This window comes from Mycoplasma seminis, from assembly GCF_030718845.1.
Taxonomy (GTDB): Bacteria; Bacillota_I; Bacilli_A; order Mycoplasmatales; family Metamycoplasmataceae; genus Mycoplasmopsis; species Mycoplasmopsis seminis.
This window is the reverse complement of sequence record NZ_CP132191.1, coordinates 455,451-471,292: the sequence shown is the minus strand read 5'-3', so window position 1 is coordinate 471,292 and position 15,842 is coordinate 455,451. Positions and strand designations below refer to the sequence as shown.

The window sequence follows — 15,842 nt, the reverse complement described above, 5'->3', positions numbered from 1 at the left end:
TATTTAAGGATTTTTAAGCCTATGGTGTAGGCAAAAATGCTATTAATTAGCAATTGCAGCCAAATAGAAAAATCTATACCGCATTTACACAGCATAGATTTGAGAGTGTTTAAATTATTTTTCTTCTTGTTTAATAAATTGTTTAATATTAATTCAACATGAAGCATTGATGTTTTCTTCTCACTGAGTATTAGAGATAAAAAGTTCTTCACCAGTTGTTGCATCATCACGAACAAAAGCAAATTTTAAGTTATATTTTTTATCTGCGGAAGCATTATATTTATCTACATAAGCTTTTAAAGTATCGAATTTAACTTTAGCATATCCATCAATTTGCTTACTTTCACCTTTTGAACCTCTACCACCTTTAGCTTCAATAATTCATATATTATTGTTTTTATCCATACAGATGTAATCTGGATAAAAAGCTTTAAGTGGTAAATTGTGTTGTTTAACAATTAATGAAAAGTATTTTTTACCTAAATCACCATTTTTATAGAATCAAGTAAAGAATTTAGATTTTTGAGCAAATTGTTCAAATAATGATTCAGTTCTTGAGTGAACATTATTTCAGAATCATTCACTCATTGAAGAATCATAACCTTCATAAACGTTTTTGGTTAGCAATGTTGGATTAGTAACGGTAGAATCATAAATTACAATATCTTCAAACGGAATGCTTCAAGATACTGTTTTAATATCATCATCTTGTTGGTTAGACACACCAAGAAGTGAAGAATCTTGAATTGAAACTTGAGTTTTAAATTCATTAACATCTTTTAATAAAGTTCTAATGTTATTAATTAAAAATGTTCTTCTACTTGAAATTGGAATATCTAAAATTTGATGTTGTTTATTTTTAATATCTTTAGAAGTAAATAATGCTGTAATTAAGGCTTTAACATCAACTCAATCAAGCCCTAAAGCATTTGAAAGATCTCTGAATGCGTTTGATTCTTCTGAACCAGCTGAAGCTGATTTTAATTTATATTTCGCATCCATTCTAGCAAGTAAATTTAAATCTTTAATTTCACTTGCTATTCCTGCAAAGTAATCGTTATGAATATTTTCTAAATCCATGTTGTAGCCAACTTGAGACAAGATATCTTTATTACTTTGTAAATCAGTTGAACTTAAATCATATTTATTAATTAAGAAATTAGATAATTCTTCTAAAGTAATTTCTCAATCATAAATAGAAGATTTATTTTGATTTCTTTCTTGTTTAATTAACGTAATGTTTTCAAAATCTCTTCTTAATCTAAGTAGTTTTACATCAACCCCATGGGCAACTTGTTGCACTTGTGCTTTAAATTTATCATCAAAGGTATATAAGAAACAATTATCAATTAAATCATTATCAAAGTGATGATGTGAAGGCATACGACGGATTCTCCCAATTGTTTGCACTTCAAATTCTTCACTCATATTGTTTCTAAGTTTTACCAGTACTTTAGCTCTAGGACAATCTCATCCGGTAGCAATAGCTTGTTTAAAGATTAAAAATTCAACTGGAGAATTTGGTAATGATAAAGATTCTTTATCTTGATTAATTTTTTGTTCACTAAGTCAAATAGCTACTTTTCCATTTTGTGTAGTCTTATCCATTTTTTCAAGTGAATCAATAACTGACTCAAGAAGAGCTTCTGAATTATTAGTTAATTGAATCAGTACTAGTGGATTAATTTGATCTTCTTTATCTAATTTATTATATTCTTGCAGAATTTCTTTACGTTTGTTTTCTGCTTTTTTAATTAAAATGTCAGCTTCTGATTCAAAGGAATCAATTGCTTGTTGTTGTGCTAAATCTATGTTGATATAGATTAATTTAGTAATTAATCCAGAGTCAATTACTTCTGAATCTCTTATTTCAATAAATTCAGAATCCTTAACTCTAGTAGCGGTAGCTGATACTCTAATTTCCTTATATGGTTTAACGTGTTGAGATAAAAATTCATCTGCTTTTTTAGTATTGTTGAAATGTTCTTCATCAATAAATACAATAAACTTATAACCTTTTTCTCTAGCAAATAACAGTGAATCATGTAAATTAAGAATTTCTCTTTCAGCAATTAATTTATTACCTTTTTTAGTAATCTTTTCTCAATTAAGGAAATATAAGTTATTAGGTTCAAAATTAATAGCTCTATTATCATCACTTCGAATTACTTCCGATTTAATATGGTTAAAGAATTTATCTACTTTTCTTTTAGATTGAGTAGCTAAATCTCCTTGTCCTGGTGTAAGTCAAAGAAACACAAAATTTTCATTTGGACTAGATGAAATAACTCTAGAAATACTTTCTAACATCATTAAAGTTTTTCCTGAACCTGTAGGTGAGGAAATAATTAATCTATGTTTAGTATTATTTTCTTCAGAAATAATAAACTGATAAGTTTCTTTAATTGCTCTTTCTTGGAAAACTTTGAATTTAATTGCTTTTTCTATCATAAGTAATCTACCTCACTAAGTTCACTAAAGTAATATTTTTCCGGGATTTGAACTAGTTTATTTGAAATTTCATTAAATAATGTATGTTTGTGTATTGCTACAGCATCTGTAACATAGAAAATGATTTTAGCGTCTAATAATTCAGTATCTGAATATGAATTCAATTCTTCTTGTGATGTAATAACTAATATTTCATTATTATCTATTAATTTAGCTGTTTCAAGTTGAATTAATTCTTTACATGAAACATAAATTTGTTTTAAGTATTTTTCATCAAAATTAGAATTAATAAATTCTTCATTTGAAATTAAGTTAATTTTATTGTAAATAAGGTTATGAGGTAACTCTTCTTGAATATTGCTTAAACGTTTGAATGTAACATTTTCAGCAATATTATTTTCATTATTAGTACATAAAATATAATTTCTATCTCCACCATCTTCAGCATTTAATTTAGCAACCGCATGTCCAGTTGTTCCACTACCGGCGAAGAAATCCAAAACTATAGCATCTTTATTTTTGATTAATTTTATTAATTTATAAATTAAGTTAATAGTTTTTGGAAAATTAAATGTTTTGGTTTCTCCCATTATTTTTTGAAGTTCTTTAGTTCCGTTATCATTTGAAAATTCATATGATACTAAATCTGTAGAAGCAAACAACTTAACTCTATCTTTTTTAGTTAATTCAGTCGCTCCTTGTTTAAAATCGTACTCAAAATATAGCTTTGTTTTTAACACTCCTTTTTCTTCAACAATAAGACCTAATTTCTTTCCTAATTCTACACGTTCTGTTCCTCAACGCCAATATCATTTTTTACCATTTGGTAGTACTGGATAAAATATTTTACCATTAAACTCTATAGGTTCTGCTTGACTCCCTGTTCTTTCATCTAAATTCTTTTCCGCAAGCAGCCTTACAAGTCTATATTTTCCTCTACCATCGTTATCATCTTTATTGAATGATTTTGAATCTAAAGGCTCGTGATTAAATAATAATTCTCTAGTATTACTGTTATGTTGTTTTATATATATCAAAACATAATCATGTTGTTTTGCTAATGTATTATCGTGTGTTTTACCACCTGTTGTTGTTAGACGAGGAAGTAATCCAATAAAATTTCCTTCGCCAAAAATTTCATCACATAAAAGTTTTAATGCCGCTTGTTCTCTATCATCTATGCTTATAAAAATCACTCCGTTATTATGCAATAAATCTCTAGCAATTTCAAGTCTTGGTTTCATAAATGATAATCACTTAGAATGTTTAAATGCATCTTCTTTATCAACATAATTATCATTATAAATAAAATCCTTAACCCCCGTATTATAAGGCGGATCAATATAAATAACATCTATTCTATTTCTGTGAGTTTTTTGTAGTAATTTTAATGCAGCATAATTATCTCCTTCAAGTAGGAAATTAAGCTTATTATTCTTATTGGTAATAATTTGATCTTTTCTTTCTAAAGTTACTATTGAATTATTAACTTGATTAATAATATCTTCTTGTTTTTCTTCAAATACTAATCCATACTTTTTAGTATTAATTAATTCTCTAATAATTCCAAATACTTGTGCTCTTGTATCATCTAAAGCATTATTTTGCTCAAAATCTTGTAGCCAATTAAGCACTAATTGTTTTTTGTCTTTATTCATGTTACCTCCAAAATATAATTTAATTTTATTAAATTATGTAAATACCTAAATAAAAATATACAAAAAGATACTTACAAGAAGTATCTAGTTGTTTAATTTGAAGTTATACCGCCTTTAATGCATTTCTTAAGTTAATCAAAAATATTTTTTGATACATTTGTACTACTTTTAACAATTTGTCTTTTTGCGTCTAAATTATCGATTATTTTACTAAGTAATTTCATTCTATTATTAGAATTAATATTTTATTAACTTTGTATTGTTTCAGTTGTTTATTGTTATAAATACCTAATAAAAGAAATATAAAAAAGCCGTTAATCCACCTAGTTACGGCATACGGCTTCTAATAATTATTCGTTTTCAGCAATTGTAATTGTTTTACCTAATTTTTCATTACTCATAAGTTTAAGTATTGATGCTAAAAACTCAATAGTTGTACCAGAAATGCTTATTTTTGATGATCCGACAGCTTCGTCATCAATTATTAATTCATCATATTTAGGGAGATAATGAGGCGGTATTTTTTCTAAAATTGCTTTAAATGCAGCTTTAGAGCTTTCGTTTTTGGTTAATTTAATTTTTATTTTACCATTTAGTGTCTCTGTTTGAGAAAAATCAAAATTATAAGTTCCAAGAATATGTGACTTTAAAGAATTTACTATTTCTAATAATTCTTCAATTTGTTGTTGTTTTAATAATTTTTCGTATTCATCTGGGCTAACATTATCTTTTGAAATAGTTGTATTTATATATCATGTAGAAGTATTTACATCTGAATACTGACCAATAATGTCGGGTATTTCATCTAAAGAATTAGAAATATGTTTTGCTATAGCCTTATTAAGTTCAGTATCAAAGATTTTTTTGATTTCATCATTAAATGAATCTGAATTAGATATTTTAAACTCATTAAAATTAAAGTAAATAATTGTTCCGTCACTAACTCGAGTTTGATTTTCCGGTTCTGAATAGTAATTACTAAAACTGGTAAATAGTTTATTATATAAAGAATTAAAGTTATCAATATCATAAAAGTCTATATAAGGCATATTGTATCTTCTTCAGGTATCAAATCAATGTTTTAATGCCTGAAATAATGTAGAGAAATTAATTTTTCAGTACCGAAACACACCTTTTTCTTTGTTGTAAAGATGAATAAATGGTGGTTCTTCGGTCGAATGTTTTAAATATTCAACTAAAGAATCAATAAATTGCTTTTTGTTTTCTTCATTATTCATTATCTTTGAATATATGTTTTTGTTAACTACATATGAATTATCTTTTAATGAAGAATAATCAGCTCATTCTCTTCCGAATTCAATGAAGCTTTTATCGCTTTTATCGCTTTTATCAATTACTTTATCAAAAATATTTTTAAAAGATGGTATTTTAAAAGAATCTGTTGAATATTTTTGCATTTCTGAATCAAAGCACTCAGAAACTTTAGAAATAATATTTTGAGTATTTAAATTCTTGTTTTCGTCAATTATCACATTAAGTTTTTGGATAACTGCAGATATATTTTCGGCTCATTGAGCTTTTTCAATATTTCCAAAATATTTATTAGCATCTTTTGATATTTGATCATTTGTATCTGCACTATTTTTAAATTGTTCTTTAAGTTCATTTACATTAATATTATTTAAGTCAACATTTAGTTTATAGTCGTAATTGATTTTATTTTCTTCGCCTTTCAAAATTCATGGTAAATAATCTCTTATCTCAAAAAGTCCGTGTAAGCTACCAACAATTTCGTCAAATTCACGACTTCTTAAAAAGTAATCTAAGTTTATCTCGTCAGAAGCATTATTCGGTTTTTTATAAGGTTCCCAAAACGGACCCATATTACTCGTTTTTTCAAATTCAATATTAAAATTAAAATATAAACATACAAAATAAAGAATTGGTAAATTCTCTGATATTGTTTTAATTAAACCAGTAATTTGATTGATTTCTTGACCTTCAACAGTAGAATCGTTAATAGTATTTTTTAAATTTTCATATATTCAAAAATCTCTTCATAAGTCAGCTTGGTGAATTGAATTACCATTATTTTTAAAATCGAAATATGATATTGACTTTTTATTAACGTTTTTTAAAGTAACATCAAGATCTAAATTCAATTCTGTTTCATTATCAGAATTAATAAAGTCAATAATTTTCTTTATTAATTTATATTCTTTACTATGTGTTTTAGTTTCTAAACCAGAATTATTATTTTTTAATCTTTCAATTTCATTTTGTGCTGATTGCAATTGTTGTCTTAAAGAATTAATTAATTCTTGATTAGTTTTAATAGTGTTATTAAGTTGAGAAATTTGATTATTTAATTCTTCTTTATCTTTTTTGCTTTTTTCAGCTTTCGCTTCTAAATCTTTAATTTTTGCTTCTAAATTGGTTTTTTCATTAGTGAGTGAGATTAATTGATTTTGAAGTTGTTGTTTGCTTTGTTCAAGTTTTTCATTAGAAGACGTTAATTTTTGAATTTGTGTTTCTTTTTCTTTTATACTTTGTTTTAAAGTATCTATTTCGTTTTTCAAATCTTTATTATCTGGAGTGATATTTTTATTTTGCTCTTCTAATTCTTTAATTCTTGCTTCTAAAACTTGTTTATCTTTATTTAATTGAGTAATTTGACTTTCAAGTTGCTTTTTGTTTTCTTCAACTTGTGATTTTTGATTTGTAAGTTCAGATATTTTTGCTTCATGCTCAGTTTTAGTTTGATTGAGCGTATTAATTTGAGTGATTAATTCCTTAATTTTATTTTCTTTTTCTGTGACTTTTGTTTGTAATGTGTTGTTTTCATTTTGATAATTATTAATTGTGTTTTGATGGTTTTGAATTTGTACATTTAAATCTGAAATTTGTTTTTGCAAATTAGTAATTTGTTCTTTATTATCCGTTTTTTCATTACATGATACTGTAATCAATGGTAACGAACTTGCTATGATTGTTAAAGGTAAAATTGCTTTAAATTTTCTTTTCATTTTTTGTAGTGAACCCCAAAATTTGTACCTTCATTCAATAACGGGTGCAAATGTATATGAAAAAACAAATGATTATTCAAAATATGTTTGAATTTAAGGAATCTAAACTCAAATTATGTGAATTCATAAAAAAGCGTAAACTGAAAAATCCCATGATTTATTATTATGTGAATTACTATTTAAAATCAAAAACAATTGATGATTATTTACATTCTGTTTCGATTAAAGATTATGATGAATGAGTTATTGATGAAGAAATCGATAAGATTATTCATCATGAAAAAACAATTTTTCAATCTTGTGTAGATTTGAATTTATCAACTCATATTAGTATTGCAATGAAAGTTGTTGCTAAAAAGAAAAATTACTATAATTTAATTATGAGTAAAGAAAACAAAAACAAAGAAAAAACAATCGACTTAGAATATGTTAAAAGTTTAGAAAGAAAAATTGAACTTCTAGAAGCTGAAAAAGCATATTTCGCAACTTTAGATAGGATAGTTCAAAGCCGACTGAAGCAACCGTCAAAGAAAAAGCGCAAGCAATCTTTGAAAATAAAGAAAAATTCAAATTAGTTGATTTATTTGCTGCTTCGCAAATAAGAAAATCTCATTATTACTATTGAGAAAAACATTTTTTAACTCCTATTGATAAGGATTTTGAATTAAAAGAAACGATTCAAAAGATATTTGAAGAAAGTAACAAAACTTATGGTTACAGAAGAATCACTATGGAATTACACAACAGAAGTATTAATGTAAATCATAAAAAGGTTCTAAAACTAATGAAATTACTTAATTTAGTCGTTTATAGAAGAAAACATAAGAAATATTCATCTTACAAAGGACAAATAGGACCGATTGCAGATAATTTAATCCAAAGAAATTTCATAAGCAAGAAACCTTTAGAAAAGCTTTTTACAGATATCACAGAATTTAAACTTTTTGATGATTTAAAGGTTTATTTATCTTTAGTAGTAGATGGATTTAATGGTGAAATTTTATCAGCCGCCGTTTCATTGAGTCCTAATTTACAATTAATAAAAGATACTTTTGAACCATTAATTAAAAGCAGAAATTTAAGTGGTTGCATAATTCATTCAGACCAAGGCTGACATTATCAACATAAATATTTTGTTAACTTATTAAAAGCTAACAATATTATCCAAAGTATGTCAAGAAAAGGAAATAGTCCGGATAATGGATTAGTTGAATCCTTATTTGGAACAATAAAATTGGAATTCTTTTACCCAAACAAAAACAATTTCACAGATCTTAATAATTTTGTGGAAAAATTATTTGACTATCTTGACTTTTATAACAATAAAAGAATTAAAATTAGATTGAAAGGAAAAACCCCAATTGAGTACAGAAAAGATTTTGAAAATCTAATGGTACAAAATTAGGGGTTCAGTACATTTTCTCCTTAAAAATATTATATATATATATATATATATATATGATTCAAGGAACATACAGCACTATACTATAGGATTAAATGTAAATTTTTATACCCTAAATTTTGTCTAATAAAGTACAAAATAAAAATTCAATAATAATTTATTTTGCTTAAAAATTTTGAAAAAAGCACTCAAAAAACATTCGGGTATATGCTACAATACTTATGTAATCATTATTGATTACAGTTGAACGGATGCGGGTGAAACATCTTAATGAAGATGTACCACAAGGAAGCATTAAGATAAGCCTAATGCATCCGCAGTGGAACACTTGGGTAAATGGATACAAATAGTAAAGAAAGAATTCATACTTGCTATTCAGTGGTTTATCAAAAGGAGTTCGGTTGAATGAAATCTACTGAAAAGTAGATTTTTTACATGAAATTTACAATAAAAAAGCACTCGAAAATCGATTCGAGATATGCTACAATACTTATGTAATCAATATTGATTACATTTAATCGTGGATTTAAATGTAATATCTTAATAGGAAGTTCCTTATTAAATATTAAGATAAGTTTAAATTTGCAAGGGTTTCTATAAATGAATGAGTACAATTTGATAATGATACGGACTAGTTATCTTAAAAGTGTTTTGTTTATAGGTCTGGTATTTATAACAATCTACTGAAAAGTAGATTTTTTACATAAAATTTACAATAAAAAAGTACTTGAAAAGTGTTTTAAGATGTGCTACAATACTTATGTAATCATTATTGATTACATTTAATCGGGCATAGACGAAACATCTTAATAAGGAAAACCCCTAAGGAGATATTAAGATAAGTCTATTAAGTCTGCTGGGGATGCACTTGGATAAATGAATACAAATAGTAAAGAAACAAATCATACTTGCTATTCAGTGATTTATCAAAAGGATTTGAGTTAATTTAAAATCTACTGAAAAGTAGATTTTTTTATCCTTTTTTATATTAGTTCACATTAATAAAAAATAATATATTAAATAAAAAAGGAGATTATGCAAAAAGACAGATTAAAAATAATTTGAAAATCCGAAAAAGAATATAACTATTACACAAATTCTAATGATAGTATTTCGTTTAATTCTAATGGTAAAAGAATATTAGCACACTCTAAAGGTTTTAATTTTCGTCCTGTAATCATTTTTGAAATTGGTGAAAATACATATTATTTAAACACTCGTAGTGCTAATAAAAATAAATTTCAGTTTCCGTTCGAAATATCAATAAATAAAAATGATGATGATTTAAACAATAAATTAAGGAACACCTCTTGAGTTGATACTTCAAACATTCAAGTAATGAAAACTAAATATTTTCATAAATTTTATGATGAAAATCAATTTAATACAATTAATGACTTGCCTTCGTGAAAGCAAGAAGAAATATTAAATTCTATTTATTATAATTTAAGAATTGATAATGTATCAATTCAAGAGATTAAAATTAACAATCAATATAAAGCATATTCTTACTTAATAAAAAGAAGTTTCCCTAATGAAATGTATAATGCTGGAAAATATAATTTTTATAAAAATATAATAATTGATTTTATAAAAGATGAACTTAATATAGTTGATAGAAAAGAAAATATAAATCAAAAGGATGAAATAAAAAGTGATGCTTGAACACTATTACACGAAGATATTTCTAATGATAATTTCACTTCAAATGAGACATTTAAAGAAGATTTTAATACTGAAAATGAAACAAATATTCAAGAAGGTTTTGAAGTAGATGATGATTTAGCTATTGAAAATTCTAATGTAGATTATTTAGAACATGATGATAAATTTTTTCAAACTAAGGAAGATAATAATTCTAATGAAGATATTCAAACTGAAGAAAACCTTAATGAAGCTAAAATCAAAACCGAACAAGTTTTTGAAGAAAAGCAACAAGAAAAGACTATTATTGATGGTGATGTTGAAGATTTAATTAAAGATGATAATATAAATGATGAAAATAGCGATGTAGATACTCTATCATTTACAACATAATGAAAAAATAATTTAATTAAACTAACTTGAGCTAGATTTTTTACATTTTTTATAATCCAGCATTATTAGAACCTGTGTTAATACTGAACTACTTTTATAGAAAATAAACTCAACAATGCTATGTAACCCAAAACAAAAACCCCATATATTTCTATACGAGGTTTAAATACAAATTATTTTGCTAACCGTTATTTATTAACTTTAAGTTTTAAATATTCTTTGTAAGCTTGTTGTAAGAAATTCTTAGGAGCATCATGAGTAAGTAATTTACTTGCTTTCTTTAAAGAAAAGTATTTAGCTCTTTTTGATTCACCATGTACATGGTGTGGAATTTCATTATCAGTTGTATAAGCTAAGAAATAAGTAACTTGTTTATCATTTCCTGTATCAGGTAAAACATAATTATCTTGGTATGAAACTTCAGAAATAATATGGATATTTTTAACACTAGTTTCTTCCATAACTTCTCGATGCGCAGTTTCCACAGGTGTTTCATTACCTTCAATATGACCTTTAGGAAATACTCATAAGTTATTTAATTGTTTTACTAATAAAACTTTAATACGGTTAAATTTAAATTTTCTAAAAATTATTGCACCACAGGACTGTTCTAGCATGATTTTTGTAATTCTTTCACTTTCTTTTGTAATTCTTCTACTTTGTTTAATCTTTCTCAAGGAAGGTCTAAATCATTTCTACCGAAATGACCAAAATATGCTGTTTGTAAGAAAATAGGTTTTCTTAATTCTAAAGCATCAATAATTCCTTTTGGAGTAAGGTTGAAAATTTCACTAATAGCTTGCTCAATGATGTTTTCATCAATTTTATTTGTTCCAAATGTATCAATCATAATTGAAACAGGTTGAGCAATACCAATTGCATATGCTATTTGGATTTCTGCACGGTCAGCAAGACCAGCAGCAACTATGTTTTTAGCTATTCATCTAGCAGCATAAGCAGCAGATCTATCTACTTTAGTTGAGTCTTTACCACTAAAAGCTCCACCACCATGACGTGAAGCCCCTCCGTAAGTATCGACAATTATTTTTCTACCTGTTAATCCTGTGTCTCCGATTGGACCACCGATAACAAAGTTACCTGTAGGGTTAATTAAAATGTTTTTAGGTGCTGCAAGATTGTATTCTTTAAGCACTGGTAAAATAATTTGATTTTTAATAAAATCTTTAAATTGGGCTTCTTCGTAATGTTTTGAGTGTTGGATACTCATTAAAACTGTATCAACAAATACATGTTTAGGATCTGTGTAATCAAGTGTAACTTGAGATTTCATATCAGCTTTAGCTCATTTGAACTCAAGGTTATTTCTTAATTTTTCAGCTCTACGTACAAGTGCATGCGCAAGAGTAATACCTAGCGGCATGAATTCAGGTGTTTCATTTGTAGCATAACCAAACATTAATCCTTGGTCTCCAGCTCCGATTTCATCACCTAATTCAACTCCCATAGCAATATCTTCACTTTGACGTTTAATATCTGTGATAAAGCTTGTTTCGTTGGTGTAATATCCTAATTGTTTTAGGATATTTTTAGCTATTTCAATAACATCAACATCAGCTGTTGATTTTACTTCTCCGGCAATAAAAATGTTGTGACCTGAAGCCATACATTCTACTGCAACTTTAGAATTAGGATCTAAAGATAAGTAAGCATCCAAAATAGCATCTGATAATTGGTCACACACCTTATCAGGGTGACCTCTACCAACTGATTCACTAGTGAATAGTTTTCTCATTGTTTCTCCTTTTGTATTGGTTATAAAAGCAAGGACTTGCCTTGCTTATTTGTGGTAAATTAATTATAGTAAAAAATCTTATTTTGTTAAATATAACTTTTTGACTTAGTGCATTTTTTAAGCCTAGTAAATAGGTTTAAAAAATCTATCTTTTTTTATTCGCAAATTCTTTATCAATACCTGAAGTTAATGTGATAATTTTAGCAACAAAATCAGTGTCATTGATGTTGATTGTTTTATCATCATTACCAAAAATATAAATTTGATTATAATCTGAAAATGTTTGGAATAATATTTTTCCTTCTTTATATCATAAAGAATGTTTTGAACTCGCAAGTTTTTCTAAATTACTTGTCCGATAAGTTAATGTACTTTGACGACTTTTGAAAGCAAGTTTATTTAATTTAACTTTAGCTGGAAATTCTTTAGTTGTAACTTTATTTTTTAAATATTCATAATATGAAACTTGTTCAGCATTTTCATTAATATTTCATTTATTCATTACTTTATTTCATAAGAAAATATATTTATAAATTGTGAAAAGTAAAATAAAGGTAAAGAATCCATTCATTAAAATAAGTACCGCATCAATACCGGTTAAAGTAATTTTGTGAGTTAAATCATCTTGTTGTGTTTCATTTAACACTCTAAAAACTTGTGGAATATAAATTATTCCAAGTACAATAAAAGTAATTGAAACAACGCTTTGAAGCCCCACTATAATGCTAAATAATCAAAACTTGTAATCTCAAAACTTTTTCATGTTACTATTTAAAATAACTTTATCTAGCATTTTTTCATTGGTATTTACATGTAAATAAATCATTTTGACATGATTAATGAATTTAGCTTGTGATAACACAATAGCAAAAAAGATTATTAGAGATAAAGCTCCTAAAATCCATATGACTACATCTGGAATCATTAAACCTCCTAAATAAAAAACTCATTAATTAAATTAATGAGTTAATTATACTATTTTTTACCAGTTTTCTTTGGAGTCTTTGGTGTGAAATCATACTGCATAATTGAAGGTATTTCTTTCTTATAAGAATGACCTATTTTATTATTGCTAAATTGGATTGGATTAAATAAATTAGCATCATAAATAATAACTATTTGTTCTTGTTGAGTGATTAATTTTTTGTATTGACTTTCTGCTCAAGAAGAATCTTCAACGCTTTGTGCAAGCATTTTAAAGTTTGCACCAGGTTGTTTATTTAATTCATCCACAATTAATTGTACTGTATCTGAAGTACCATCATTAATTTCAGTTAATCCAATGATATCAAATCCACCAGCTTGAATAAATTTAGCAATTGAAAGTCATTTGTAATCACGGTTTTGCCGCATGAATTCAACTCCGCTCATATCGTCTTTATCACCTGAACCGTAATTTTTAATATTTCAGTGTCCGATTCTAATAACATTATCTTTTTTATCATAAAAACTTAATGCTGAATTAGTTTTTAAGGTTTTATTTTTAAGTTTAATATCTGTATAAACCGGAACATGGTCTGAAATTCTAACTAATTTACTTTTTACATTACCTTCATTATAGTAATTTAAATCTTTATATGATTCAGGTAATATACCATTAGAAAAGGCTTTTAAAATATCAAGTTTAAATTGTAATTCAGGTGTGTTTGCAGTAGTTAAAGTTTCAAGTTCATTTTTAACATTGTTTTTGAAAAACATTTTGTCATAAGGGTTTACATAATTTTCATTGTTAGATAATGAGGTGAAGTACTTTTTATCATTACCTAATTTAGTAATTGTTGCACTAGCATAATTACTAAATAATTTCTGGATATTAAAATTATTATTTCCAATATTAGTATCTCCACCAAAAATTATGTAACTATTTGGAACAGAAATATCTTCAAATTCTTCAAGAACATTTTTTAAAGCCATGAATTCAGAAAGTTCTTGTGAACCAGCTGAATCAAGTTGACCAACAATAGTATTTTTAGTAACTGATTTTTCACCGTTAGCAGTTTTTGCTCCTGGTGAATCTAAATGGTCAAATACTGTTGTGAAATTAATATTCGAATCCTTAAGATTAAATTGAGCACCAAATGGTGGTCGTACATAAACTGTTTTATAATCAGATTTGACAAGGAATTCGCCTTTAGCTAAATTTATAGGCTTAATATCCATATCTTCAACTGGGGTAAATTCTTTTTTAGGTTTTTCTTTACCGCCTGTATTTGGTTTTTTATTTGTAGTAGCTTTAGGTTCAGAAATTTCTTGTTTAATTAATTTAAATGTTTTTAAATCAAAAATTTCAGTAACATCTTTATCTGTGTTTGCTTCATAAAATGTAAATTTTATTGTGCTATTTTCAAGGTTAAATGTACCAACCATTTTTCTTGTTTTAGTATTACGTTTAAGGCCTTTTCTTAAGTAAATATCATACTTACTAGAATCAAGTTTAAATCATGGTGTAATAAAATTTTTACGTGTGTTTTTATCATACGTTTCAAGAACAATCGCACTGTCTGCGACAATGTATTTAAATTCAAAATCGTCTTCAGTTTCAATTTCGCTTTCATCTTCTTCATCTTCAGGAAGCATAGAATATTCCATAACATCTAATAATGTATCATTATCATTATTTTTTATAAGTGTTAATATTGAACCACTAATGGTGCTTTTTAGAGGATTAATTACTGGTTTAGGTTCTGGTTTAGGTTCTGGTTTAGGTTCTGGTTTAGGTTCTGGTTTAGGTTCTGGTTTAGGTTCTGGTTTAGGTTCTGGTTTAGGTTCTGGTTTAGGTTCTGGTTTAGGTTCTGGTTTAGGTTCTGGTTTAGGTTCTGGTTTAGGTTCTGGTTTAGGTTCTGGAGCAGGTGTTGGGGGGGTTGGTTTAATATCTTCTTTAGCAGCAACCGTTTTAAACCCTTCAATTTTTATAGAATCATTTTTAAATACTTTAGGTAATCTAATAGAACTAATTTTATAGTTTATAACCAATATACCTTTTTCATCATCTGGATTTAAACTTTCAACTTCAACATTATATTTAGTTTTATAATCTCAATTAAGATAAATTCGTTTAATATTTATTTCTGAGGCTAAAATTTTACTTTTATCAATTCTTTCATCCACACCTAAAGTTACTTTTAGCTTAGCTATTTTTTCTTCGATAACTTTGCTTAGTTTTTTGAAACCATTGATTTTTCTCTTAAAAGTTTTTTTAACACCATCAAAATGTTTAGCTTTTAAAGTTACTTCAACTTCTAATTCACCTTCTTCGTCATTAAAATTAATTTGACCATATTGAATATCAAAATATTTTGGATTAATACTTGAAGTCCAATGAATATTTTTTGTATCAACTTCAGAAGCTAAAATAGATTTTCTATTATCGTTTTTTAAATCAGCAGATATTATTGCTTTTTCAAGCTTGTTTTTTAAAGACTCTGCACTTTCATTACATGATGTAGCAACTATTGGTGTTGCAATTAAGGATAAACCACTAAGGCTTAATAAAACAGTTTTCATTTTCTTCATATCTTTATTATATTTTATATTAGCTTAATACCTTGAAATTA

General features: G+C 26.3%; 10 protein-coding genes. 3 read left to right on the top strand and 7 right to left on the bottom strand.

The window, feature by feature from the left end; translation table 4 throughout:
• Positions 1-114: 114 nt before the first annotated feature.
• The 3 genes from Q8852_RS02035 to Q8852_RS02025 all read right to left on the bottom strand — a co-directional run bounded on the left by Q8852_RS02035 (position 115) and on the right by Q8852_RS02025 (position 7,096).
• Positions 115-2,451 (bottom strand): DEAD/DEAH box helicase, encoded by a 2,337-nt coding sequence (locus tag Q8852_RS02035; RefSeq protein ID WP_305938326.1) that lies wholly within the window; start codon positions 2,449-2,451, stop codon positions 115-117.
• The gene (locus Q8852_RS02030; RefSeq protein ID WP_305938325.1) at positions 2,445-4,109 is read right to left on the bottom strand and encodes a site-specific DNA-methyltransferase; all 1,665 of its coding nucleotides are present in this window, start codon (positions 4,107-4,109) and stop codon (positions 2,445-2,447) included. Before Q8852_RS02030 ends, Q8852_RS02035 begins: the two co-directional genes overlap by 7 nt.
• Before the next feature lie 350 nt (positions 4,110-4,459).
• A complete protein-coding gene (locus tag Q8852_RS02025; protein WP_305938324.1) occupies positions 4,460-7,096 on the bottom strand; it encodes a coiled-coil domain-containing protein in 2,637 nt (878 codons plus the stop codon).
• Positions 7,097-7,152: 56 nt separating this feature from the next.
• Between Q8852_RS02025 and Q8852_RS02020 the strand changes: the two genes are divergently transcribed.
• From Q8852_RS02020 to Q8852_RS02010, 3 genes are all read left to right on the top strand, one after another.
• Positions 7,153-7,671, top strand: a complete 519-nt coding sequence (locus Q8852_RS02020; RefSeq protein WP_305938323.1) for a hypothetical protein — start codon at positions 7,153-7,155, stop codon at positions 7,669-7,671.
• A complete protein-coding gene (locus Q8852_RS02015) occupies positions 7,641-8,501 on the top strand; it encodes an IS3 family transposase (protein WP_369810276.1) in 861 nt (286 codons plus the stop codon). Before Q8852_RS02020 ends, Q8852_RS02015 begins: the two co-directional genes overlap by 31 nt.
• A 1,032-nt stretch (positions 8,502-9,533) precedes the next feature.
• Entirely contained in the window at positions 9,534-10,535 is a 1,002-nt protein-coding gene (locus Q8852_RS02010; RefSeq protein WP_305938322.1) for an Mbov_0400 family ICE element protein, read from the top strand.
• Between the two features lie 188 nt (positions 10,536-10,723).
• On the opposite strand, the gene Q8852_RS02005 is transcribed toward Q8852_RS02010, so the two are convergent.
• The 4 genes from Q8852_RS02005 to Q8852_RS01990 form a co-directional block, all read right to left on the bottom strand.
• On the bottom strand, positions 10,724-11,152 hold the full coding sequence (locus Q8852_RS02005; protein WP_305938321.1) for an NUDIX domain-containing protein: 429 nt from the start codon (positions 11,150-11,152) through the stop codon (positions 10,724-10,726).
• The gene (gene metK, locus Q8852_RS02000; RefSeq protein ID WP_305938320.1) at positions 11,146-12,288 is read right to left on the bottom strand and encodes a methionine adenosyltransferase; all 1,143 of its coding nucleotides are present in this window, start codon (positions 12,286-12,288) and stop codon (positions 11,146-11,148) included. The genes Q8852_RS02005 and metK overlap by 7 nt, the downstream gene beginning before the upstream one ends.
• Before the next feature lie 145 nt (positions 12,289-12,433).
• The gene (locus Q8852_RS01995) at positions 12,434-13,213 is read right to left on the bottom strand and encodes a hypothetical protein (protein ID WP_305938319.1); all 780 of its coding nucleotides are present in this window, start codon (positions 13,211-13,213) and stop codon (positions 12,434-12,436) included.
• A gap of 50 nt (positions 13,214-13,263) precedes the next feature.
• Positions 13,264-15,801 (bottom strand): exonuclease/endonuclease/phosphatase family protein, encoded by a 2,538-nt coding sequence (locus Q8852_RS01990; RefSeq protein ID WP_305938318.1) that lies wholly within the window; start codon positions 15,799-15,801, stop codon positions 13,264-13,266.
• Between the last annotated feature and the right edge of the window lie 41 nt (positions 15,802-15,842).